The sequence below is a fragment of the Cupriavidus sp. GW822-FHT06G04 genome (assembly GCF_058799075.1).
On sequence record NZ_JBXALD010000004.1, the window covers coordinates 478888 to 502801 of the forward strand.

The following is a 23914-nucleotide window of genomic DNA, read 5'->3' on the forward strand; positions in this document are numbered from 1 at the left end:
CGCCCCACCGGTCCCGCGGCCGCGCTCCGGCCGTTCACGGAAGTCCTGCCCCGTCATCGTTCTGTCACGCGCTCCCCCCAGAATGCGCAGGTCATTCAAGCAAGGAGTCGACATGACGCATGCAATCGAAGTCCGCGGCCTGAGCAAGTCGTTCCGCGCGGACCGCAAGGCGCTTGACGATGTCACGCTGCACATCGCACCGGGCGAAATGGTCGCGCTGCTGGGTGCATCGGGTTCCGGAAAGTCGACGCTGCTGCGCCATATGGCCGGCTTTGTCACCGGCGACGCCGGCGCCGGCGAGATCCTCGTCAACGGCCGCGTCGTGCAACGCAACGGCCGCCTGGCGCGCGATGTGCGCCGTGTGCGCGCGGAAATCGGATTCGTGTTCCAGCAATTCAACCTGGTCGGGCGTTTGCCAGTCATCACCAACGTGCTGGTGGGCCTGCTCACGCGCGTGCCGAAATGGCGCAGCCTGATCCGCTTTTTCAAGGCCGATGAAGTGCAGGCCGGGCTCGATGCTTTGGCCCAAGTTGGTATAGACGACTATGCGTTTCAGCGCGCCTCGACGTTGTCTGGCGGACAGCAGCAACGTGCGGCCATCGCGCGCACGCTGGTGCAGAACGCGCGCGTGATCCTGGCCGACGAGCCGATCGCATCGCTCGATCCGGAGTCGTCGCGCCGCGTGATGTCGTTGCTGGCGCAGATCAATCGCACGCGCAAGGTGGCCGTGGTGGTGTCGCTGCATCAGGTCGACGTGGCGATGCGCTACTGCCCGCGTGTAGTGGCGCTGCGCCAGGGCAAGGTGGTCTACGACGGCCCGTCGGCCGCGCTCACGCCAACCATGCTGCGCGACCTCTATGGCACCGAGGCCGAGGAACTGCTGCACGACACCGTGGCGGACGAACCTGCGCCCGGCGAGGGCATGCCCGCGCCCGTCATGGTCAGGATGGACCTGGCCGCCGCCTGAACCCGAATTTCCCGTCTTACCGACCGCGTTTTCCCCATCAGACTTTCCAACGGAGTTTTCGATGCTTCGCAGAACCTTTCTCGCCGTGGTGGCTTCGGGTGTCATGGCGCTGCCCGCCTTCGCCCAGGACGCCAAGACCCTGAACATCGGCTTTATCTCGACCGAATCGTCGTCGAACCTCAAGAACGCCTGGCAACCGGTGATCGACGACCTGAGCAAGACGCTCGGCGTGCAGGTCAAGCCGTTCTTCGCCTCCGACTACGCCGGCATCATCGAAGGCATGCGCTTCAACAAAGTGCAGATCGCGTGGTTCGGCAACAAGTCGGCCATGGAAGCGGTGGACCGCGCCAATGGCGAAGTGTTCGCCTCGGTGATCGACAAGGACGGCAATCCGGGCTACTGGTCGCTGCTGATCGTGCGCAAGGACAGCGACCTGAAATCGGTCGAAGACGTGATCAAGCACGGTAAGGAGCTGTCGTATGGCGCCGGCGATCCGAACTCGACCTCGGGCACCGCGGTGCCGGGCTATTACCTGTGGGCCGCCAACAAGGTGGATCCGAAGTCGCTGTTCAAGGCCGTGCGCATCAGCAACCACGAAACCAATCTGCTGTCCGTGCTGAACAAGCAGGTCGATGTGGCCGTGAACAACACCGAGAACTTCGAGCGCTATCGCATCAACACCGGCAAGAATGCCTACGACGAAGTGCGCGTGCTGTGGAAGTCGCCGCTGATCCCGGCCGATCCGCTGGTCTATCGCAAGGACCTGTCGCCGGACATGAAGAAGAAGATCCAGGACTTCTTCGTCAACTACGGCAAGGGCCCGAATGCCGCGCGCGAAAAGGAAACGCTGGCCGCGCTGACCTACCGCGGCTTCCGTCCGTCGACCGACGCGCAACTGGTGCCGATCCGCCAGATCGAACTGGCCAAGGAAAAGGCCAAGATCGAATCGGACGGCACGCTGGCTGCTGCCGACAAGGAGAAGAAGCTGGCTGATGTCACCCGCCGTCTGGCCGAGCTCGACAAGGCGGTCAGCACGCAGTAAGTCGTTATGAAGGCCGACGGCGCCGCATGCGTGGCGCCGTCGGCTTTGCCACTTTTCAGCCCCTGTTTTACTTTCGGATTGCCCCCATGACCGCCACCGCCAAGCCTGGCCTGCCCCCTTCGCCACAGAGTTCCGTCCGGCCGCCGCGCACATCGCTATCCGTGATGTTCATCTGGGCGATCGTGCTGGCCATGCTCGCCATGTCCTGGCAAGGCGCCGACATGCGTCCGCTGGACCTGCTGCGCGACTCCGGCAACATGGCAAAGTTTGCCGCGGACTTCTTCCCGCCCAACTTCCGTGACTGGCAGACCTATCTCGACGAAATGCTGGTGACTGTCCAGATCGCGCTCTGGGGCACCGCGCTGGCCGTGTTCATGGCCGTGCCGCTGGGCCTGCTGTGCTCGGCGAACATCGTGCCGGTGTGGGTGTACCAGCCCGCGCGCCGCATCATGGACGCTTGCCGCGCCATCAACGAAATGGTGTTTGCGATGTTGTTTATCGTCGCGGTCGGGCTGGGGCCGTTTGCCGGCGTGCTGGCGATCTGGATCCACACGATGGGCGTGCTGGCCAAGCTGTTTGCCGAAGCGGTCGAGGCGATCGATCCGCGTCCCGTGGAAGGCGTGCGCGCCACCGGTGCAGGGCCGATCGAGGAAATCGTCTATGGCGTGATTCCTCAGGTGCTGCCGCTGTGGCTGTCGTTCGCGCTGTATCGCTTTGAATCGAACGTGCGCTCGGCGTCGGTGGTGGGCATCGTCGGCGCGGGCGGCATCGGCACAGTGCTGTGGGAGATCATCCGCAGCTTCCAGTACGCGCAGACTTGTGCGGTGATGATCATCATCATCCTGTTCGTGGTTGCCATCGACGTGATTTCCGCGCAGATCCGCAAGGTGCTGGTATGAGCATGCTGACGCTCGAACGCATCGCTGGCCTGTTCGCACAGCACGGCACGGCCTACTACGGCGGCGAGGCCATCAGCCAGACCGCGCACGCGTTGCAATGCGCGCAACTGGCCGAACAGGCCGGCGAGCGCGAAGCGCTGATCGTCGCCGCGTTGCTGCACGACATCGGCCATCTGATGCTCGCGGAAAGCAGCACGACCGACATGCGCCACCAGGAAGCCGGCGCCGATGCGCTGTCGACGCTGTTCGATGCCGACGTCACCGAGCCGGTGCGTCTGCACGTGGCCGCCAAGCGCTACCTGTGCGCTACGGATCCGGGCTACTTCGAAACGCTGTCGCCGGTGTCGGTGCACAGCCTGCAACTGCAGGGCGGCGTGTACGACGGCACCCAGGCCGCCGCCTTCGCGGCCACGCCGCACGCACTGGAAGCGGTGCGCCTGCGCCGCTATGACGATCTGGCAAAGGTTGTCGATCTGGCCACGCCGCCGCTGGACCACTATCTCGACATGGCTGCGCGCTGCATGCGCACGGCATAGCTCCACCGATTCCCGCGCAGACGCGCACGCGGCGCACGCCGCGCCGAAGCGATGCACGCCTCGGCGCGGCGGTTCAGGTCAGCGCATCGCGTAAATCGAAAATGCCGGGTGGGAAGGTATGCGGCGTCGGCAGGTCAAACGCCGGCGCTTAGGGCCAGCGTGCTGCGGCCACGCGCGAGGAAATGCAATCGGCGATCGCGGCGCGATCCGCGCGATCCGTCCCCGCCCGACCGCACTCAGGCGCGTCCAGACGTCACCAGTTGCGAGAACGCCGCCGCCGCGACATCGAGCGCACCGCTGTTGTCGATCTCGACCAGCCGCACGCCTTCGGGCACGTCGAACGGTTGCGTGGCGCGTGCCAGACGTTGCGCGATCGCGGCTTCCGATTCGCGTCCGCGCTGGCGCAGACGCACCGCGAGCACTTCGGGATTCACGCGCACATGCACGGCGCAAAGCCCTGGATAGCGCGCCGCGGCAATCGGCAGATATTCGCGCGATCCGTTGACCACGACATTGAGGCCGCGGGCAAGCCATTGCTCGATTTCCACGCCGATGCCGTAGTGCAGGCCGTGGCTGTGCCAATGCAAGGCCATGCATCCCAGATCGACACGCCGGTGAAACTCGTCGGTGCTCAACGCCACGGACGCCTCGCTGGCGTCCGCGGCGCGCGTGATATAGCGATGCGCGACCAACACCGGATCGGACCGATGCAGGCGTTCACGCAGCGCGCGCAGCAGAGAATCCTTGCCGCTGCCCGATGGGCCCATCACGTAGAACAGGCCGCTGCCGTCGCTTGTCTTCGGCGGGTTCATGACGCCAGATACACCGCGCCGGCGCCATCCCTGACCGCGCCGTCGAATCGATAGTGGCGCCCGGCCACGAAGTCCGCGCCGGGGTCAGCCTGCACGTAGACGCTGATGCCATCGACATGCAGCGGTGCGTCCGGCTGCGCACCGGCTTCGGTCAGCATGCGCAGCGCCAGCGTCTGGCTGGCGGCGTCGAGCTGGCCCGTCAACGTGATATGGAATGTGAACGTATCGAACACGTACGGATAGCCCCACTGTTCCAGCATGTCGCGCTGAGCCGCGTCGAGCCTGGCGGGATTTCGCCGGGCGATGTCGTGGGCAGTCGGCGGTGCGCGGAAGCGATCGAAGTCGCGCACGCAGTCATCGGCTAGCCGGTGCATCTGTCGGCCGCCATGGCCTTCGGCATCGGCCAGACACCACGCCAGGAAACCGCGCAGTGCGCGCAGCGACAACGGCGCATCGAACGCCGCGCGGCCCCGCGCGAAATCGCGCGCCGCACGATCGAGCATCGCCGGGTCGGTGCCTTGGGTCAGCCGGAACGGCGGCTTCAGGGTCGCGTGCAACGCGTAGTGCGCCGGCGCGGCGACCCACTCGGCGGGACGTTGCGCGATGCGCGGCGACAGCGGCACGTCGGTGCCAGTATCGGCATCGCGGCCCAGCCACTGCGCGCCAATGCTGCGGAACGGCTCGGACGGCGACAGATAGATCGCGTAGCGATGTGCGGTCTTGCTCATGCCGCCAGACTGCCTGCGTCGGCCAGGTCGATCAATGGCAGCGCCGTGGTCGCATGACGCAATTCGCCATTGACGATGGCGCCGCACACGCGCGGCAAACCGGGATGGCTGTCATCGACGAGGATCGCGTCGGCGCGCATGCCCGGCACCAGCGCGCCACGATCGCGCAGGCCCGCGGCGCGCGCCGGATTGCGCGACACCAGATGCCATGCCTCGGGCAATGCGCAGACGCCCAGTTGCGCCAGCTTGAATGCTGCCTGCAGCGGCGCAGGATAGTAGTAGTCGGACGCCAGTACCGTGCACAGCCCGGCCGCCACCATTTCGGTGGCATTCGGCGCGCCGGTATGACTGGTGCCCCGCAGCACGTTGGGCGCACCGAACACCGTTTCGTCGCCAATCTGGCGCGCCATCGCGGCCACATCGACGGTAAGCGGAAATTCCGCGATCGAGCAGCCCTGGCGATGGTAGTGCTGACGCGTGGCGCCGTCGGGGTCGTCGTGCGACGCCACGGGCAGCTGCGCGGCGCGCGCGGCGGCGATCAGGCGCGACATGGCGGCCGGCACATCCTGCGCATGGCGGCTGGCCGCGCGCAGGCGATTGCGGAACGCCTCCATATCGCACTCGGCGCGTTCGGCATATTGCGCCACCTTCTTGTCGTCGCTCATGCGGCGCGCCATCGTCGGCAAATGGTCGTTGATCGCCAGCAGCCCGACGCGGCCGTCCGCAATCCACTGCAATGCGGTTTCCACGCCGGCCAGGTGATACGCCTCGAAGCGCAGATGCACCTTGTGCGATGCACCCAGCACCGGGTGCAGCTGCGCCAGCGCATCGAACATGCGCAGCGCGTAGGCCTCGCCACGCAGCCCGCCTTCCCATGACAGCGTCACGCCGTGGAATTCGGTAGTGATGCCGTGCGCCAGCAACTGCCGGTCGACATCGATCAGCGCGGGTCCGTACGGAAAGCTCACGCCTGGCCGCGGCATCACCGCGCGCTCGAACGCGTCACCATGGATATCGACAATGCCGGGTAGGACGAGCAGATCCTGCGCGTCGATGGCAACGCCGGCGTCGGCGTCACGCTGCGCGATCTTGCCGTGCTCGAAAGCCAGCGTGGCGGGGGCGATGCCGGCGGCGCCCAGTACCCGGCGGCCGGTGATCCCGCGCAGCGGGACCGAATAGGAGGAGGTTGTCGTATGCATGGGCATTACGTTAGCTGCGTCAGATGACAGACGGATGTCTAGACCAATACGACTGTGCCGCCACACCGCGCGGCAGGTCTGTCAGTCGTTGTCGGACACCGTAAGCTGCACCCAGTCGCCGGCAAAGCGGGTCACGCTGTATTGCACGGGCGCGCCGTCGATATCGACATTGAGCGCCTCCACCTGCAGCACGGGGCGCGTCTTGGGCTGGTTCAACAGGCGCGCGACCGGCGCGCTGGGCATGGCCGCCGTGATGCGCGACCACTTGCGCGTGTAGTCGGCGATGCCGTACTGCGCCAGCGCGCGCGAGATCGACTGCGTGGTGCGCAGCCGCGCTTCCAGTTCGGGGAAGCGCTTCGGATCGAAATAATGCTCGGCCACGTCGATGGTGCGATTTTCAGCCTTGCCGACCATCTGCACGCGCAGCACTTCGGCCGTGCGCGACAGGCCAAGGTGCTTGCTCACCTCGGGCGCGCGGACCACCTGGCTCTCGACGATCTCCAGATGGCCGCGCATGCCCTGCGCTGCGAGGTTCTGCGAAAAGCGCGTGCGGCGGCCGATCGCGTAGTCGATCGCGTGCTCCTGCACGAACGTGCCGCGCCCTTGCTCGATGCGCACCAGGCCGCTTAGTTCCAGTTCGCCCATGGCGCGGCGAATGGTATGGCGGTTCACGCTGAAGCGCGTGGCCAGTTCGGGCTCCGGCGGCAACTGCTCGCCGGGGCCATAGAGTTTGTTGCGGATGTCTTCCGCCAGCGCCTCGCCAATCTGGCGCCATACGGCCACACCGGAGCCACGTTCCACTTCCCGTTCGGACATCTTTGCTCTGCTCGTCATCAAGCGTTCATGGGTTTCGTGCGATTGTGCCTCATACCCGCCGCATCCGCCGCGTGCCCGACCAAAGCCCCGCCGCGTCACGAAACCGACATCTGGCTGTGGTCTATTATCGCCGTGTTGTGTTAGTGTACATCTAAACGTATAGACGTATAGGGGTGATCATGCAAAGCGAAAACGCCAACCAGGCGAATGCGGCGCGCGCCGCATGGCTACGGGTGCTGGCGCTGGCCCGGTCGGACGCACTCGATGCGGCCTTTCAACGCCTGGCCGAAGCGCAAGCGCTGCCGGCCTACCGGCTGCTGCGCAAGCCGGAGTCGGGCATGGCGATGGTGCGCGCCCGCGCCGGCGGCACCGGCGCGCAGTTCAACCTTGGCGAGATGTCGGTGACACGCTGCGCCGTGGTGCTCGATCAGACCGGCGACGAGGCCGCCACCGCGGGCGTGTCCTATGTGCAAGGACGCGGCGCGCGCCACGCCGAACAGGCTGCCGTGCTCGATGCGCTGTTGCAGCGCGCCACCTGGCATCGGCGCGTGCAGGACATCGTCATCGCACCGCTCTCGCAGGCGCTCGACGAGCGTGCCGCGCAGCAGGCCGCAGTTGCCGCGCAAACCCGCGTGGAGTTTTTCACGATGGCCCGCGGAGAGGATTGACATGTCATCGACACAAATCACCATGCAAGCCCCGGCTACCTCGCTGCTGCCCGGTTTCGACAATCCGGTCGATGACGCGCAGGCGGTGTTCCGCGCCGCGCTGGAAGCGTTCGCGCATCCCGGGCGCCTTGAAACGCTGCCGGCCGACAGCGGCCAACCCGAAGGACTGTCGCCGGCGCTCACCGCACTGTTGCTGACACTGGCCGATCCCGACACGCCGGTATGGCTGCCGGCCGACGTTCCCGCCGCCGCCCGTGCCTTCCTGCGCTTTCATTGCGGCTGCCCGCTGGTCGACGACGTGGCGCAAGCCACCTTCGTGTGCGTGCCCGACGGCCACGCCATGCCACGCCTGGCCGATTGCGCGCAGGGTCTGCCCGCGTATCCCGACCGATCGGCCACGCTGATCGTGGAAGTGGCGTCGTTGCACGACGGCGACACGCTGACGCTTGCCGGGCCGGGCATCGAAGCTACGCAGACGCTGCATGTCGGCGGTCTGCCTGCCGATTTCCGCGCGCAATGGCGCGCCAACAACGCGACTTTTCCGCTTGGCGTCGATCTGCTGCTGGCCAGCGGCCGGCAATTCTGCGCGATGACGCGCACCACGCGCGTGGAGGACTGACATGTATGTAGCCGTCAAGGGAGGCGAACGCGCCATCCTCAATTCCTACCGGATGCTCGACGCCTATCGCCGTGGCGACACGTCGGTGCCCGAACTCACGCTGGCGCAGATTCGCGAGCAGATGCCGCTGGCCGTGTCCCGCGTGATGGCCGAAGGGTCGCTCTATGATCCGCACCTGGCCGCGCTGGCAATCAAGCAGGCGGCAGGCGACCAGATCGAGGCGATCTTTCTGCTGCGCGCCTACCGCACCACGCTCGCGCGTTTCGGCTACACGCAGGCGCTGGACACCGGCAAGATGAAGCTGCAGCGCCGTATCTCGTCGACCTTCAAGGACGTGCCCGGCGGGCAGGTACTGGGGCCGACCTACGACTACACGCAGCGCCTGCTCGACTTCTCGCTCGAAGCGGGCCGTGACCCCGAAGCGCTGCCGCCGTCGCCGCAGCCGCTGCCGACCGGCATGCCGCGCGTCACCGGCCTGCTCGAAGCCGAAGCGCTGGTCGAGGCCGACGCGGTGCCGGCTGGCGACCCCGCCCCGCCCGATCTGACGCGCGAGCCGCTGACGTTCCCCGCGGATCGTCCCGCGCGCCTGCAGAACCTGGCGCGCGCCGACGAAGGCTTTCTGCTGGCGATGGGTTACTCGACGCAGCGCGGCTACGGCAACTCGCACCCGTTTGCTGCCGAGATCCGCTACGGCAGCACCGAAGTGGAAATGTTCATCGAGGAACTCGGCTTCGCCATCACCATCGGCGAAGTGGAACTCACCGAATGCCAGATGGTGAGCCAGTTTGCCGGCAATGCCGACGAAGCGCCGCGCCTGACGCGCGGCTATGGGCTGACGTTCGGCTACAACGAGCGCAAGGCGATGTCGATGGCATTGGCCGATCGCGCGATGCGTGCGGCCGAGCTGGGTGAAGCTGCCGACAATCCGGCCAACGACATCGAATTCATGCTGTACCACAGCGACAACGTCGAAGCGTCCGGCTTCGTGCAGCACTTGAAGCTGCCGCACTACGTGGATTTCCAGGCCAATCTCGAACTGCTGCGCCGCCTGCGCGCCGAGCAGGACCCGAACGCCACGCCCACATCCGCGCCCACGCCGCAACCGCAACCGTCGCAAGAGGAGTCGCTGGCATGAACGCCCACGCCGCCACACCAGACACCGCCGTCGCGCGCGACGAGCATTACAACTTTGGCTATCTGGACGAATCGACCAAGCGCATGCTGCGCCGCGCGCTGTTGAAAGCGGTGGCGATCCCCGGCTACCAGGTGCCGTTCGGCAGCCGCGAAATGCCGCTTCCCTATGGCTGGGGCACCGGCGGCATTCAGGTGACCGCCGCCATCATCGGCCGCCAGGACGTGCTCAAGGTGATCGACCAGGGATCGGACGACACCACGAACGCGATCAACATTCGCCGCTTCTTCGGCCGCGTGACCGGCGTGCAGACCACCGAACGCACGGCCGAGGCCAGCATCATCCAGACGCGCCACCGCATTCCCGAAACGCCGCTGCGCGCCGGACAGACGATGGTCTATCAGGTGCCCATCCCCGAACCGCTGCGCTGGCTGGAGCCGAGCGAAACCGAAACCCGCACGATGCACGCGCTGGCCGAATACGGGTCGATGCATGTGAAGCTCTATGAAGACATCGCGCACCACGGCCATATCGCCACGACGTACGACTACCCGGTCATCGTCAATCAGCGTTACATGATGCGCCCGTCGCCGATTCCAAAATTCGACAACCCGAAGCTGGATCGCAGCCCGGCACTGATGCTGTTTGGCGCGGGCCGCGAGAAGCGCGTCTACGCGGTGCCGCCGTACACGTCGGTCAAGAGCCTCGATTTTGTCGACCATCCGTTCACCGTCGAGAAATGGTCGAGCTGCTGCGCGCAATGCGGCGCCACCGACAGCTATCTCGACGAAATCATCACCGACGATGCAGGCACGCGCATGTTCGTGTGCTCGGACACCGAATACTGCGCCGACCGCCAGGCCGCGCTGGCCGTCAAACACGCCGCCGGAGACTCGCAATGAACGCCACACCCCTGCTTTCCGTCCGCAACCTGACGCACACCTGGGATGGCGTGCATGGCTGCCACGATGTCGACTTCGACCTGTACCCCGGCGAAGTGCTGTGCGTGGTGGGCGAATCGGGATCGGGCAAAAGCACGCTGCTGCAGGCGCTGTCGATGCAGGTCAAGGCACAGCGCGGCAGCGTCAGTTACGACATGCGTGAAACCGGGCTGACCGATCTCGGCGGGCTGTCCAGCGCGCGCATGCGCCTGCTGGCGCGCACCGACTGGGGCTTTGTGCGCCAGCACGCGCGCGACGGCCTGCGTATGCAGGTCAGCGCCGGCGCCAATATCGCCGAGCGCCTGATGGCCGTCGGCAATCGCCATTACGGCGATCTGCGCGAGATCGCCGGCGCGTGGCTGGAAAAGATGGAGATCGATCTGGCGCGGCTTGACGACGTGCCCAGCACGTTCTCGGGCGGCATGCAGCAGCGCCTGCAGATCGCGCGCAATCTGGTGACCCATCCGCGCCTGGTCTTCATGGACGAGCCGACCGCCTCGCTAGACGTATCGGTGCAGGCGCGCCTGCTGGACCTGTTGCGCCGGCTGGTGACCGACCTGGGCCTGGCCGCGATCCTGGTCACGCACGACCTGGCAGTGGCGCGCCTGCTGGCGCACCGCACGCTGGTGATGCAAGGCGGCCGCGTGGTGGAGCAGGGCCTGACCGACCAGATTCTCGACGACCCGCAGCACCCTTACACGCAGCTGCTCGTTTCCTCCATCCTGCAAGGCTGACCATGATGCACGCAGATACCCGCAAGCTGATCGAGGTGCGAGGCCTCGGCAAGATGTTCACGCTGCACAACCAGGGCGGCATCCGGCTGCCCGTGCTGCAGGCGATCGATTTCGATGCATCGCGCGGCGAATGCCTGGTGCTGTCGGGCCGCTCAGGTACGGGCAAGAGCACGCTGCTGCGCTGCCTGTACGGCAACTACCTGGCCACCGAAGGCACCATCCGTCTGCGCGATACCAGCGCCGCGGGCGAGCCGTGGGTCGAGCTGACCAACGCGCCCGAACAGCGCGTGCTGAAGCTGCGCCGCGATGTGATCGGCTATGTCTCGCAGTTCCTGCGCGCCATTCCACGCGTGTCCGCGCTCGATGTCGTGGCCGATCCGCTGCAGCAACGTGGCGCCAGTCACGAGGAGGCGCGCGGCCGGGCCGCGGTGCTGCTCGAACGTCTGAACCTGCCGCGCCGTCTGTGGGATTTGCCGCCGGCGACGTTCTCCGGCGGCGAGCAGCAGCGCGTGAACATCGCGCGCGGCCTGATCGGCGGCCACCCGATCCTGCTGCTCGACGAGCCGACCGCTTCGCTCGACGCCGACAACCGCGCCGTGGTGATCGCGCTGATCCGCGAAGCGCTGGCCGAAGGCCGCGCACTGATCGGCATCTTCCACGACGAAGCGGTGCGCGACGCGGTTGCCACGCGCGCGCTGCCACTGCAACCCGTGGCGGCTGCCAATGCCTGAAGCATCGGCCGGGTCGCGTCGGCGCGCCAGCAGAGCCGATCGTCCCGGTCGCCATATCGAACATTCGCCCCTAATGACCATATAGCCCGAAGCGCCCTGCTCGCCCCTCGCACTCAGGCGCGCCGGGATCGCCCTCAGCCACTGCCCCGAACCTGAAACGGAACCGGACATGTCCACCACGTACCTCACGCACGCGACGCTCGTTCTTCCAGATCGCGTGCTGCACGACAGCGCCCTGCTGATCGACGATGGCCAGATCGCCGCCATCGATCCCATTTCGGCGCCCGCCCATGCCAGCGTCATCGACCTGCGCGGCCACACCGTGATGCCGGGCCTGATCGATGTGCATTGCGACGCCATCGAAAAGGAAGCCGAACCGCGCGCCAATGTGCTGTTTCCGCTCGATTTTGCCGTCGCGCAGGTCGATCGCCGCAACGCGGCGGCCGGCATCACCACGCCGTATCACGCACTGTCTTTCGCCAGCAACCAGTTTGGCGTGCGCAACAATGACACGGCCGCCACACTGGTGCGCACCGTGGCCGGCTACCGCGCGCACAGCCTGGTCGACAACCGCATCCATTGCCGCTACGAAGTGACCGACGCCGCCGCGGTGCCGGTGCTCGAGATGCTGATGGAAGAAGGCGTGGTCGATTTGCTGTCCGTGATGGATCACTCGCCGGGCCAAGGGCAGTTCAAGACCATGGACGCGTATCTGTCCTACATGATGGGCAACCACGGCATGAGCCGCGAGGAAGCTGCCGACGCCGCCACGAAGAAAGCCGCCGAACTCGATGGCGCGACCGATCGCGTGAATCGGCTGATCGCCAAGGCGCACGCACTGCGCATTCCCACTGCCAGCCATGACGACGATTCGCCGCAGCGCATCGCCGCGATGCAATCGCTCGGCGTGCGCATGAGCGAATTCCCGATCAACCTGGAAACGGCGCGTGCAGCGGCCACGCACGCACTGCCGACGATTCTCGGCGCGCCCAATGTGTTGCGCGGCAAAAGCCAGAGTGGGTCGATGCGGGCCATCGACGCGATCCATGCAGGCGTGGGCAACATCCTGTGTTCGGACTATCAGCCGTCGACCCTGATCGCCGCCGCGTTTGCCGCCGCGCGTCTGGCCGATCTGCCACTGAACGAGGCACTGGCGCTGGTCAGCGCCAACCCGGCCGACGCGTGCCAGCTCGATGATCGCGGCCGCCTTGCGCCGGGCAAGCGCGCCGACGTGATTGCCGTGGCCAGTGTGGCCGGACAGCCGCTGGTCACGCACACGTGGTCGGCCGGCCGGCTGGTGTTCGCCGCCGGTTACCCGCCCGTGCATGCCGCCGCGCCGCGCGCGGCTGCGCTGCAGGCCGTGGCCTGAGCCGAAGCTTAATTCGGTATTCGCAAAAAGGCCGCGCGACATGCTTCGTCGCGCGGCCCGTATCGTCTCACTATAGTCGTCGCCCTTTTTCTTCGCCTGCTAGGGCTAGTCCCGATCGCATATGGCTGGCCTTTGGCAATCCATCCGCTACATTGAAGTAGGCGGAGGAAGTACGAGGGGGCCAACATGACGTCAACAAGAATCATCATGCCAGCGATGCTGGCATTTTTTTTGTGCGCGGCGTGCACCGCGCCGGGGACCACCGAAGGCCCGCAGACGTACAACGGCCCGTTTCCCGAACCCTACGCCACGCGACCCGCGCCTGCGGTGGCGCGCGCCACCCCGATCCCGGCACACGAAATCGACATGAACGGCACATGCAAACGTACCGAGGAAGACGGCTTTCGCGAGGATGCGTTGGTGCGCGTGTCGCACAACGCCGTGCAGCAGCTGTCCTGGAAACTCTGGGTATCGCGCCGCGGCTCTTGCCACTTCGATCTGTCGGAATTCAAACAGGTACAGCAAACGCCGCATATCGAACTGCATGCCGTCGACGGCAGCGGCTGCACGCTGATGGTTTGGCAGGATCCGCGCCGCATCACGCTGGCCCACGCGCATTGCGAAAAACACTGCACGCCCGGCATCTACGATGAGGCGTGGCCTGTGTTGTTCGATCCGAAAAGCGGAGCGTGCGCGCAAGTCCGATAGCGTTCAGCCCGTTGCGGCGCCCCGGCTGTCGCGCTCGCGCCAGAGCACGCGCTGCCGGGCGGGACCGCCCCGGCAGGGCGCGGCCGATTATTTGCTCTTGGGCACCCGCCCCATCAGGAAGAACTCGTCGTTGGGACGCATGCCGATGGTGTTGGCCATGCGGTTGGACAGGCCGAAGAATGCGGTGATCGCGGCAATATCCCACGCGTCCTCGTCGTCCAGGCCGTGCGCGCGCAGCGCGTCGAAATCGGGCTCGCCAATCGTATGGGATTCGGTGCAGACCTTCATCGCGAAATCGAGCATCGCGCGCTGACGCGGGGTGATGTCGGCCTTGCGATAGTTGACGGCCACCTGATCGGCCACCAGCGGTTTCTTTTCGTAGATGCGCAGGATGGCGCCGTGCGCGACCACGCAATAGAGGCACTGATTCACGCCCGAGGTAGCCACCACGATCATTTCCCGGTCGCCTTTGGTCAGGTTGCCGGTCTCCTTGAGCATCAACGCGTCGTGATAGGCGAAGAAGGCGCGGCATTCGTCGGGGCGGTGGGCCAGCGCGAGAAACACGTTGGGAACGAAGCCGGCCTTTTCCTGGACTTCGAGTACGCGCTGGCGGATATCGTCCGGCAGCTTGGCAATCGCGGGAACCGGATAGCGGCTGATTGGCGCTGAAGCGTTGGTCATGTCTGTCTCCTCGTCGGGGTATGTTCCCCTGTTGGTACATGCCCGGCCGCAGCCCTCGCCGCGGCCATCGGATCCTTCTCCGGCTCAGTGCGCCGAAGTGGCGAACTGGATACGGTGCAGGCCGGCGTACAGGCCGTTGGCGGCCAGCAGGTCGGCGTGGCTGCCCTGCTCCGCCACGCGACCCTGCTCCAGCACCACGATGCGGTCGGCGTTTTCGATCGTCGACAAACGGTGGGCGATCACCAGCGTAGTGCGGCCCACCATCAGCGATTCCAGCGCGGCCTGAACCTGACGCTCGGATTCGGAATCGAGCGCGGAAGTGGCTTCGTCCAGAATCAGGATCGGTGCATCCTTGTACAACGCCCGCGCGATGGCCAGCCGCTGACGCTGGCCGCCGGACAGCTTCATGCCGTTGTCGCCGATATTGGTCTCCACGCCGTCGGGCAGGCCCTTGACCACATCGGTCAGGTACGCCGCGGCCAGCGCGCGCTCCACGCGCGCCATGTCGATCTTCTCGCGCGGATGGACGCCATAGGCCACGTTGGCGGCCACGGTGTCATTGAACAGCACCACATCCTGGCTGACGAAGGCGATCTGGCGGCGCAGGTCCGCCAGGCCAAACTGGTCGATCGACCGGCCATCGAGCACGATGCGGCCTTCGGTGGGATCGAAGAAGCGCGGCAACAGATTCACCAGCGTGGTCTTGCCGCTGCCCGACGGCCCGACCAGCGCCACCACCTCGCCCGGGGCCGCATGGAAATTCACGCGATCGAGCGCGGGGCGTCCCGCATCGCCATAGCGGAAGCCGACGTTTTCAAACACGAGGTCGCCGGTGGCGCGCTCCAGCGGCAAGCCGCCAGTCTGCGGCTCGACCGGCTCATCGATCAGCCCGAAGATCATTTCGGCGGCAGTCAGGCCGCGTTGCAAAGGCTGGTTCAAGTCAGTCAGGTGCTTGAGCGGCGAAATCAGCAGCAGCATGGCCATCACGAAACCGGTGAAGCCGCCGATCGTCGTCTGGTTGCCCTGCGCCTGCACCATGGCGATGGTCAGGATGACCGATAGCGCCAGCGACGCCAGGAACGCGGTGACCGGTTGATTGAGGCCGCCAGCAACGGCCATGCGCATCGAATAACCACGCAGGCGCTCCGCCATCGTGGCAAAGCGCGCGGTTTCGTACGCCTCGCCGCCGTGGAGCTTGACCACCTTGAAACCGCCAGCCGCCTCTTCGACCACATAGGCAGCTGTATTGGTCAGGGCCTGATGCTCGCGGTTCAGGCGGCGCAGGCGGCGATTGACCTTCGACATCACAAATCCGATGGCGGGCAGCAGCACGGCCACCACCAGCGTCAGTCTCCAGTTCGTGTAGAACAGGTAGATCAGCAGCGCGAGCACGGTCAGGGAATCGCGCACCAGCGTAATCAGCACGCCGGTGAGGATCTGCATCACCTGGTTGACTTCGAAGATCACCGCGTTGATCAGCGAGGCCGCGGTGTTGCGGTGGTAGAACAGAGCGGGCGCGTGAAGCATGCGTTCGAACATCTGCATGCGCATCTTGAGCAGGACGCGATTGGAGATCAACGACAGCAGGTAGCCCGACGCAAACTGCGCAACGCCGCGCACCAGCGCCACGCCGACCAGCAGCGCGGGCACGTGCCAGAGCTTGCCGGCGTAGTCGCCGCCAAACCCCTTGTCGAGCAGATCATTGACGACCTTCGGGATGATGCCCTCGCTGGCGGCGACCAGGGCCATGGCGAGGATGGCCAGCACAAAATTGCGCATCTCGGGCTTCAGATAGGCCCAGACGCGCTTGAGCGTGTCGGATTCCTGGGGCGTTTGCTTTTTGCTGTCGTTCACGTTGGCTCCACTTGCCAAATGGGCGCTGCGCCGACTGCCGCTAGAATGGCGGGCAATTCCGGCATGCGGGATCCCATCGCAAGCATCTATGAAAATTTCTGTCGTACTGATTACAAAAAACGAGGCACACAATATTCGGGAGTGCCTCGAGAGCGTCTCCTGGTGCGACCGCGCGATTATAGTGGACTCCGGCAGCACCGACGGCACGCTCGAGATCGCCCGCGCCATGGGTGCCGAAGTTCATGAAACGGCCACCTGGCCCGGCTTTGGCCCGCAAAAAAACCTCGCCCTGTCCAAGGCCACGAGCGAATGGGTGCTCTCGATCGATGCCGACGAACGCGTCACCCCCGAACTGCGCGACGAGATCCTCGCCGCGATCGGATCGGGCCGGTTCGACGCCTATGACATGCCCCGCCTGTCGCGTTTCTGCGGGAGGTTCATGCGCCACAGCGGGTGGTATCCGGACCGTCTCACCCGCCTGTTCCGCACCGGCAAGGCGCGCTTCACCGACGACATCGTCCATGAAAACGTGATCGCCGACGGCCCCATCGGACACCTGCAAACACCGCTGTTGCACTACACCTACGACGATTTCTCCCAGGTGCTGCGCAAGGTCGATCAATATTCCACGCTTGGCGCCCAGCAGGCGTTCCGGCGCGGCAAGACGGCGTCCGTGTTCAGCGCCTGGACCCACGGAAGCTGGGCGTTCCTGCGCACCTGGCTGATCCGCCGCGGCTTTCTGGACGGCCCGCAAGGGCTGGCCGTGGCGCTGATGAACGGACAGGCCAGCTATTACAAGTACATCAAGCTCTGGCTGTTGCAGCAGCAGGCGCGGCAGTCGTCTTCGTCAGGCGATCGACCAGTGCAGTAAAGGCCTGGGAAGTCGGGCCGAAACCCATTTGTTCGACATGACGGGCCGCGTGCGCCAATAACGTGCTGCGCAATGCGTCGTCCTGCAAGCCGCGCCGCATCGCCTCAGCCAACCCATCCACATCGCCCACCGGCACCAACAAGCCAGCGCGCCCGTCATCGAGGATTTCACGCGGGCCGGTGGGGCAGTCGGTGCTGACCACCACCTGGCCGACGGCGAGCCCTTCGAGCAGGACGTTGGGCAGCCCTTCCATCTTGGAACTGAACGCCATCAGCCGGGCACGGCGAATCCACGCGTACGGATTGGACTGGAAACCCGCAAACGTTACGCGCACGGCGATGCCAAGGGACTGGGCCAGCGCTTCGAGCTGCGGACGCGAAGCGCCATCGCCCACCAGCACGAGGTTTTCCTCGATGCCCTGCGCCACAAGCCGCGCATAGGCGCGCAGCAACGACGTGAAATCCTTCTGGCTTTCTTCCTGGCGCCCCACGGAGACTATGAATGGGCCAGCGGGCGCGACGGCGGGATCGAGTGGCTGCTCCGCCTTCGCGCGGATGCTGGCGAGGTCGATCGCGTTGTAGAGCCGGACGAGCTTGTCCGCGGCCTCTGGTATCAGCTTGCGCGCATCCGCCAGCATGCTGTCCGTCAGCATCACCACCGCGTCGTAATCCACCTTGCACTGATGCCGCAACTTGCGCAGCTTGCGTCCGTGACCGCGCGCGAGATGTTCCACGCTGAAATGCTGGTAGCCAATCATCGGCACCGGCAGCGGCCCGGTAATGCGCGACAGCGACATGTCGTAGTCGACCACAGCGTCGTAACCGCCAGCGTTCAGGATCTTGCGGAAACGCTGGTTCATCAGCGGCTTGCGCACGGGCGGCAGCAACACCTCTTCATACAGCTTGCCCAGCGGACCAAGCTTGCGCTGCTTCTTCAATTGCCGGCAACGCGACAACCACGGTTCCGGCGCCAGGACATGGACCGCGACGTGGGCCGGCAAGCGCGCCCGGAAGTGCGATTCCAGCTCCGGCGACGGATAGGTCACCGTCAGGCCCAGTTCGAAACGATCCGGGTCCAGCGAATTCAGTAGCGAGACCAGCGACGTTTCAATCCCGCCATGGAGGAAGTGCGTCACGTGGAACAGCACGCGTCGCCGGCGCATGCCGGCAGCCGGGGCACGATCAGGCATAGATGATCCGCACGCCATCGCCGAGCGCGCTGCGGAAGCTGGCAAGCGCCTCCTCGGACGGCGTGATCTGCCACTGCGCGCCAAGCATGGCCTCGCATTGAGCTGTCTTGTTGATATAGCTGATGCGCACCGGCACGCCGGCGCCCTTGCCGCCGTTGGCCAGATACGGCGTCAGCAGCTCGCGCAGGCGTTCGGTCGACGCATTGCCATTGAAGCCAAGGCAAACCGCCTCGGCATATCGCGCGCGCGCCGTGACCAGATCCATTACCGATTCCGCCGTGAAGCGGACCCCGCCGGTGAAAGTATCGTGACGGGCATTGCCTTGCGCGATCAGGAGTTCGTCTTCACGGAACATGTGCCGATTGGCGTCGTACAGTTCATTGAAGACGGTCATTTCGATCTGCGCGGTGCCGTCGTCGATCATCACGATGATCAGCTTGCCGCGTTGCGTCATTTGCGTGCGGACACCCATGATGACGCCGGCGATCACCTTGCCACGCACATCGCGGCCGTATCCGCCGCCATTGCCCTGCACTTCCTTTTCCAGCGCGGCCAGCGTGCCCTTGACGAACTTGCGCACCTCGTCGCGCGATGCGTCGAACAGGTGGCCCGAGAAATAGTAGCCAAGCGCCTGCTTTTCTTCCTGCAGCGTCCGCTTGGTGGACCACGCCGGCTCGTCGACCAGCTCCGGGCGATGCGCGTCGCCAGCGTCGCCCATCAGGTCGAACAACGACACCTGGTTGGCGGATTCGGCCTTCTGCTCGGCCGCTTCCATGGCGATCGACACCGAAGCCAGCAATTGCGCCCGATTCGGGTTGAGGCTGTCGAACGCGCCGGCGCGAATCAGCGCTTCGATGGTGCGGCGATTGACCTGCCGCCGGTCTACGCGCTCGCAGAAATCGAACAGATCGGTAAAGGGCCGTTCCTCGCGCGCGCGCAGGATGTCTTCGATCGCGCCCTGCCCGGACCCCTTGATCCCCCCAAGGCCATAGCGGATGGTCTTGGCGTCGGTCGGCGCGAATCGGTACTCGCTGGCGTTGACGTCGGGCGGCAGCACTTCGATCTTGTTGAGCCGGCAATCCTCGTAGAGGATCTTGACCTTGTCCGTGTCGTCCATGGCCAGCGACATATTGGCTGCCATGAATTCCGCGGGATGGTGCGCCTTGAGCCACGCCGTGTAGTAGGCCAGCAGCGCGTAGGCGGCAGCATGCGACTTGTTGAAGCCGTAGCCCGCGAATTTTTCCATCAGATCGAAGATATCGTCGGCCTGTTGCGCGCTCAGCCCGTTCTTGGCTGCACCTTCGCGGAACAGTTCGCGATGCTTGGCCATTTCCTCGGCCTTCTTCTTGCCCATGGCCCGGCGCAACAGATCGGCGCCGCCCAGCGAGTAGCCGCCGATGATCTGCGCCATCTGCATGACCTGCTCCTGGTAGACCATGATGCCGTAGGTCTCCTTGAGCACGGGCTCGACGCGCGGATCCGGGTATTCAACCTTTTCGCGACCGTGCTTGCGCGCACAGAAGCTGGGGATCAGGTCCATCGGGCCGGGGCGATAGAGCGCCACAAGCGCGATGATGTCCTCGAACCGGTCAGGCTTGGCGTCCTTTAGCATGCCCTGCATGCCACGGCTTTCCAGCTGGAATACCGCGACCGTGTTGGCGCTCTTGAGAATCTCGAAGGCGGGGCCGTCGTCCAGCGGAATCTGGCTGCAGTTCCAGTCGGCCTTGGCGGGATCGAGCCGGCGAATATAGCGCTCGGCCCAATCGAGGATCGTAAGCGTGGTCAGGCCCAGAAAGTCGAACTTGACCAGGCCTGCCGCCTCGACGTCGTCCTTGTCATACTGGCTGACCACCCCGCTCATGCCATCGGTGCCCTGCGTATAGAGCGGGCAGAAATCGGTCAGGCGACCCGGGGCGATCAGTACGCCGCCGGCGTGCATGCCGACGTTGCGCGTCATCCCTTCCACGCGCTGCGCCAGCTCCAGCAACTGGCGGACTTCTTCCTCGTTGCGCTCGCGCTCAGCCAGCGCGGGCTCTTCCTTCTTCGCCTCTTCTAGGGTAACGAGCTTGCCTGGCTTGAACGGGATCAGCTTGGCGACGCTATCGACAAAGCCATAGCCGAGATCGAGCACGCGGCCCACGTCGCGCACGGCCGCCTTTGCGGCCATGGTGCCGAACGTGGCGATCTGCGACACGGCGTCCTTGCCATACTTTTCCTTCACGTACGTGATCACGCGATCGCGACCGTGCTGGCAGAAGTCGATGTCAAAGTCGGGCATCGAAACCCGCTCGGGATTCAGGAAACGCTCGAAAAGCAGCGCGTACTTGAGCGGATCGAGATCGGTGATGCCCAGGGCATAGGCCACCAGCGAGCCCGCGCCCGAGCCGCGGCCCGGCCCCACCGGCACGCCATTGTTCTTGGCCCAGTTGATAAAGTCCGCCACGATCAGGAAGTAGCCCGGAAATCCCATCTTGATGATGGTGCCGGTCTCGAACTGGAGCCGGTCATAGTATTCGGGCCGTTTGCGTTCCCGCTCGGCTTCATCGGGAAACAGCACCGCCAGGCGCTTTTCCAGGCCGTCCTTGGCCATGAAGACCAGGTAGTCGTCCAGCGACATGCCATCGGGCGTGGGAAACAGCGGCAGCCGCGGCTTGCCAAGTTCCAGCGTCAGGTTGCAGCGCTTGGCAATCTCGACCGCGTTCTGCAGCGCGGACGGGATGTCGGCGAACAGCGCGCACATCTCGTCCTGGGTCTTGAAATACTGGTCGGTAGTGAATTTGCGCGTGCGGCGCGGATTGGCCAGCAATTCGCCTTCGGCGATACACACGCGCGCCTCATGCGCGGTGAAGTCGTCCGGCGTCATGAACTGGACCGGATGCGTGGCGACGACCGGCAACTGCAGCGCGGCGGCCAGCTGCACCGCCTGTTGGACATATGCCTCGGTGCCCGGATGCCCCGCGCGCTGCAATTCGATATAGAAGCGCTGCGGAAAAACGCGCGCCCAGTGCTGTGCGGCGCGGCGCGCGCCATCGGCGTTGCCGTTGGCCAAAGCCTGGCCGACATCGCCGCCCATTGCGCCGGACAGCGCGATCAGGCCCGTTGCCAGGGGCAGGCCTTCCTCGCCCGGCTCTTCGAACCAGGCCGGTTCGAATTCGGCGCGGCCACGGTGCTGATTGCCCAGCCAGGCGCGCGACAGCAGCGCGCAGAGATTGAGATAGCCAATGCGGTCCTGGACAAGCAGCAGCATGCGCGCGGGCTTGTCGCGATCGTCGGCGTTGGTCAGCCAGACGTCAGCGCCCACTATGGGCTTGACGCCGCCGCCGCGCGCTTCCTTGTAGAAGCGGATAAGGCCGAAGGCGTTGGCGAGATCGGTCAGCGCGAGCGCGCCCATGCCGTCTTTGGCGGCGGCCTTGACCGCGTCATCGAGGCGGACGATGCCGTCCACGACCGAATATTCGGAATGCAGGCGAAGGTGTACGAAGCGGGGTTCAGACATAGGGCGCCATTGTACCGGCTCCCTTTGCGCGGCACGCTGAGAGAATTCGTAAAGTGATGTGCCGGCGCGCACCGCCGTGCCAGCGCGCCGGCGGGTATCGGCACGGCCGCCAAGCGGCTATAATTTCGCCTTTCCAATCAGGCAGTTATCGAGCGCGCTCACGCACTCGACACGCGGCACCGGCCATGCAGATCGTCAATATTTCAGCTTACAAGTTTGTCACTCTCGAAGACATCGAGACGCTGCGCCCCGCCATGCGCGAACGCTGCGAGGCCGCGGGGCTGAAAGGCACGATCCTGCTTGCGCCGGAGGGCATCAACATGTTCCTGGCCGGCACCCGGGCGCAAATTGATGAATTCATGACGTGGCTGCACGCGGACGCGCGCTTTGCCGATATCGCATCCAAGGAGAGCCTGTCCGAGAACCAGCCGTTCAAGCGGATGCTGGTGCGCGCCAAGAAGGAAATCATCACCATGAAGATGCCGCTGATCCGACCGGAGGCCGGCCGCGCGCCGTCAGTCCGGCCGGCGGATCTGAAGCGCTGGCTCGACCAGGGGCACGACGACGACGGCCGTCCCGTGGTGATGCTGGATACGCGCAATGCGTTCGAAGTGGCGGTCGGCACGTTCGAGAACGCCGTCGAGTACAACATCGACAAGTTCAGCGATTTCCCGCCGGCCGTGGCCGAGAACCGTGCAACGCTTGAGGGCAAGACCGTGGTCTCGTTCTGCACGGGCGGCATTCGCTGCGAAAAGGCCGCGATCCACATGCAGGAAGTCGGGATCGAGCGCGTCTATCAGCTTGAGGGCGGCATTCTCAAGTATTTCGAGGAAGTCGGCGGCAGTCACTATCGCGGCGACTGTTTCGTGTTCGACTACCGAACCGCGCTGAATCCCAATCTGGAGCCCGCCGGTCCGGTACAGTGCTTCGCTTGCCGCGCAGTGGTGACGCCCGAGGCGCAGCAAGATCCGAAGTATGTGGTCGGCAAGAGCTGCCCGCACTGTGCCGACCAGATGCCCGCGTCGGACGGCAACGACGCGCAGGTCGCGGCCTGAGACATCAGGCGTGTGAGCCGGCTGGCCCGGTCTTCAACGGCGCGCGGGGCTCAGGCGGCAAGCAGGTGATAGAGATTGCGTAGCATGCCGGCCGTGGCGCCCCAGATGAACCAATGGCCGCCATCCTCGCGCGGATACGGCATGGCATAGAACTGGCGCTCGCCCCCGTCCCAGCGGAACAGGCGGCGCTCGTGCCGCGACGGATCCATCAGGAAGGCCAACGGCACTTCGAATACATCGGCCACTTCGCCCGCATGGGGCTGCAAGGTAAATCCGGGACGCACCAACCCGACCACGGGACTGACGTGAAATCCGGTTCCGGTGATGTAGTCGGGCAACGACCCGAGCACCTCGATGTGGTCGCGATCCAGCCCGATTTCTTCGCGTGTCTCGCGCAATGCCGTGGCAATCCGGTCGGCGTCGTAGGTTTCCCGGCTGCCGCCCGGGAAGCTGATCTGCCCCGCATGCGCCGTGAGGTTGGCATTGCGCTCGGTCAGCAGCACGGTCAAGCCGTCCGGACGATCGACCAGCGGCACCAGCACGGCGGCTTCGCGCAGGCCGCGCGACTTGTCATAGACTCGCGATTCATCGGTCAGCTCCGGCTCCCATGCCGGGGGCGAGAGCAATCTGTGCCGGATGAAATCGGGTCGCATGCGCGGCGCGGAAAGCGGCGCGCGACGGTGATCGGTCTCGATGACCGGTAACGCTTGGGGATCGAATATGGGGCGCATAACGCCGTCAAGTATGACAGAACGGCGTATTGCCGCACTGCAGCACAATACCGTGACGACATCGGCGCAACATCGGCTCAGAACGCAAAAAGGACACCCGAGGGTGTCCTTCGCAATCCGGCAGGGCGCCGTTGCC

The 23914-nt window shown here is 65.3% G+C and carries 23 protein-coding genes; 14 read left to right on the forward strand and 9 right to left on the reverse strand.

Going from position 1 to position 23914, the window contains the following annotated elements:
- Positions 1 to 112: 112 nt before the first annotated feature.
- The 4 genes from phnC to AC1RKI_RS12735 all read left to right on the forward strand — a co-directional run bounded on the left by phnC (position 113) and on the right by AC1RKI_RS12735 (position 3444).
- On the forward strand, positions 113 to 967 hold the full coding sequence (gene phnC / locus AC1RKI_RS12720; RefSeq protein WP_061958766.1) for a phosphonate ABC transporter ATP-binding protein: 855 nt from the start codon (positions 113 to 115) through the stop codon (positions 965 to 967).
- Positions 968 to 1028: 61 nt separating this feature from the next.
- Positions 1029 to 2009, forward strand: a complete 981-nt coding sequence (phnD, locus tag AC1RKI_RS12725; protein WP_061958767.1) for a phosphonate ABC transporter substrate-binding protein — start codon at positions 1029 to 1031, stop codon at positions 2007 to 2009.
- 86 nt (positions 2010 to 2095) lie between these two features.
- Positions 2096 to 2908, forward strand: coding sequence for a phosphonate ABC transporter, permease protein PhnE (gene phnE / locus AC1RKI_RS12730; protein WP_061958768.1), 813 nt, complete (start codon positions 2096 to 2098; stop codon positions 2906 to 2908).
- Between the two features lie 2 nt (positions 2909 to 2910).
- Complete coding sequence (locus AC1RKI_RS12735) at positions 2911 to 3444, forward strand: phosphonate degradation HD-domain oxygenase (RefSeq protein ID WP_200899066.1); 534 nt, start codon at positions 2911 to 2913, stop codon at positions 3442 to 3444.
- 236 nt (positions 3445 to 3680) lie between these two features.
- Here the strand turns inward: AC1RKI_RS12735 and phnN are convergent, their stop codons facing one another.
- The 4 genes from phnN to phnF form a co-directional block, all read right to left on the reverse strand.
- The gene (phnN, locus tag AC1RKI_RS12740; protein ID WP_061958770.1) at positions 3681 to 4256 is read right to left on the reverse strand and encodes a phosphonate metabolism protein/1,5-bisphosphokinase (PRPP-forming) PhnN; all 576 of its coding nucleotides are present in this window, start codon (positions 4254 to 4256) and stop codon (positions 3681 to 3683) included.
- Complete coding sequence (locus tag AC1RKI_RS12745; RefSeq protein ID WP_492795532.1) at positions 4253 to 4984, reverse strand: DUF1045 domain-containing protein; 732 nt, start codon at positions 4982 to 4984, stop codon at positions 4253 to 4255. The genes phnN and AC1RKI_RS12745 overlap by 4 nt, the downstream gene beginning before the upstream one ends.
- Positions 4981 to 6183: an alpha-D-ribose 1-methylphosphonate 5-triphosphate diphosphatase gene (locus tag AC1RKI_RS12750; RefSeq protein ID WP_492795533.1), complete on the reverse strand. Its 1203-nt coding sequence runs from the start codon at positions 6181 to 6183 to the stop codon at positions 4981 to 4983. The genes AC1RKI_RS12745 and AC1RKI_RS12750 overlap by 4 nt, the downstream gene beginning before the upstream one ends.
- 81 nt (positions 6184 to 6264) lie before the next feature.
- Entirely contained in the window at positions 6265 to 6999 is a 735-nt protein-coding gene (gene phnF / locus AC1RKI_RS12755; protein WP_061958772.1) for a phosphonate metabolism transcriptional regulator PhnF, read from the reverse strand.
- 179 nt (positions 7000 to 7178) lie between these two features.
- On the opposite strand from phnF, the gene phnG reads away from it, so the two are divergent.
- The 8 genes from phnG (at position 7179) to AC1RKI_RS12795 (ending at position 13901) form a co-directional block, all read left to right on the forward strand.
- Complete coding sequence (phnG, locus tag AC1RKI_RS12760) at positions 7179 to 7667, forward strand: phosphonate C-P lyase system protein PhnG (RefSeq protein ID WP_341248016.1); 489 nt, start codon at positions 7179 to 7181, stop codon at positions 7665 to 7667.
- Position 7668: 1 nt separating this feature from the next.
- A complete protein-coding gene (gene phnH / locus AC1RKI_RS12765) occupies positions 7669 to 8286 on the forward strand; it encodes a phosphonate C-P lyase system protein PhnH (protein ID WP_150979402.1) in 618 nt (205 codons plus the stop codon).
- Between the two features lies 1 nt (position 8287).
- Positions 8288 to 9421, forward strand: a complete 1134-nt coding sequence (locus AC1RKI_RS12770) for a carbon-phosphorus lyase complex subunit (RefSeq protein WP_061958774.1) — start codon at positions 8288 to 8290, stop codon at positions 9419 to 9421.
- Positions 9418 to 10320: an alpha-D-ribose 1-methylphosphonate 5-phosphate C-P-lyase PhnJ gene (locus tag AC1RKI_RS12775; RefSeq protein ID WP_061958775.1), complete on the forward strand. Its 903-nt coding sequence runs from the start codon at positions 9418 to 9420 to the stop codon at positions 10318 to 10320. The genes AC1RKI_RS12770 and AC1RKI_RS12775 overlap by 4 nt, the downstream gene beginning before the upstream one ends.
- Complete coding sequence (phnK, locus tag AC1RKI_RS12780) at positions 10317 to 11093, forward strand: phosphonate C-P lyase system protein PhnK (RefSeq protein WP_061958776.1); 777 nt, start codon at positions 10317 to 10319, stop codon at positions 11091 to 11093. The genes AC1RKI_RS12775 and phnK overlap by 4 nt, the downstream gene beginning before the upstream one ends.
- A gap of 2 nt (positions 11094 to 11095) precedes the next feature.
- A complete protein-coding gene (gene phnL / locus AC1RKI_RS12785) occupies positions 11096 to 11824 on the forward strand; it encodes a phosphonate C-P lyase system protein PhnL (protein WP_411800707.1) in 729 nt (242 codons plus the stop codon).
- 169 nt (positions 11825 to 11993) lie between these two features.
- On the forward strand, positions 11994 to 13193 hold the full coding sequence (locus AC1RKI_RS12790) for an alpha-D-ribose 1-methylphosphonate 5-triphosphate diphosphatase (protein ID WP_492795538.1): 1200 nt from the start codon (positions 11994 to 11996) through the stop codon (positions 13191 to 13193).
- 186 nt (positions 13194 to 13379) lie between these two features.
- The gene (locus AC1RKI_RS12795) at positions 13380 to 13901 is read left to right on the forward strand and encodes a hypothetical protein (RefSeq protein ID WP_223505670.1); all 522 of its coding nucleotides are present in this window, start codon (positions 13380 to 13382) and stop codon (positions 13899 to 13901) included.
- Positions 13902 to 13988: 87 nt separating this feature from the next.
- Here AC1RKI_RS12795 and AC1RKI_RS12800 read toward each other — a convergent pair whose 3' ends face one another.
- Positions 13989 to 14582 carry a peroxidase-related enzyme gene (locus AC1RKI_RS12800; protein ID WP_492795539.1) on the reverse strand — a complete coding sequence of 198 codons (594 nt, stop codon included), beginning with the start codon at positions 14580 to 14582 and terminating at the stop codon, positions 13989 to 13991.
- A gap of 84 nt (positions 14583 to 14666) precedes the next feature.
- Complete coding sequence (gene msbA / locus AC1RKI_RS12805; protein WP_341248019.1) at positions 14667 to 16436, reverse strand: lipid A export permease/ATP-binding protein MsbA; 1770 nt, start codon at positions 16434 to 16436, stop codon at positions 14667 to 14669.
- A gap of 88 nt (positions 16437 to 16524) precedes the next feature.
- On the opposite strand from msbA, the gene AC1RKI_RS12810 reads away from it, so the two are divergent.
- Positions 16525 to 17307, forward strand: coding sequence for a glycosyltransferase family 2 protein (locus tag AC1RKI_RS12810; protein WP_084004152.1), 783 nt, complete (start codon positions 16525 to 16527; stop codon positions 17305 to 17307).
- On the opposite strand, the gene AC1RKI_RS12815 is transcribed toward AC1RKI_RS12810, so the two are convergent.
- Both AC1RKI_RS12815 and dnaE read right to left on the reverse strand, forming a co-directional pair.
- The gene (locus tag AC1RKI_RS12815) at positions 17240 to 18496 is read right to left on the reverse strand and encodes a glycosyltransferase (protein WP_492795541.1); all 1257 of its coding nucleotides are present in this window, start codon (positions 18494 to 18496) and stop codon (positions 17240 to 17242) included. The genes AC1RKI_RS12810 and AC1RKI_RS12815 overlap by 68 nt on opposite strands.
- A complete protein-coding gene (gene dnaE, locus AC1RKI_RS12820) occupies positions 18489 to 21992 on the reverse strand; it encodes a DNA polymerase III subunit alpha (protein ID WP_490714741.1) in 3504 nt (1167 codons plus the stop codon). Before dnaE ends, AC1RKI_RS12815 begins: the two co-directional genes overlap by 8 nt.
- Positions 21993 to 22177: 185 nt before the next feature.
- Between dnaE and AC1RKI_RS12825 the strand changes: the two genes are divergently transcribed.
- On the forward strand, positions 22178 to 23047 hold the full coding sequence (locus tag AC1RKI_RS12825) for a sulfurtransferase (RefSeq protein WP_492795543.1): 870 nt from the start codon (positions 22178 to 22180) through the stop codon (positions 23045 to 23047).
- Positions 23048 to 23097: 50 nt separating this feature from the next.
- On the opposite strand, the gene AC1RKI_RS12830 is transcribed toward AC1RKI_RS12825, so the two are convergent.
- Positions 23098 to 23778, reverse strand: a complete 681-nt coding sequence (locus tag AC1RKI_RS12830) for a CoA pyrophosphatase (protein ID WP_492795544.1) — start codon at positions 23776 to 23778, stop codon at positions 23098 to 23100.
- Between the last annotated feature and the right edge of the window lie 136 nt (positions 23779 to 23914).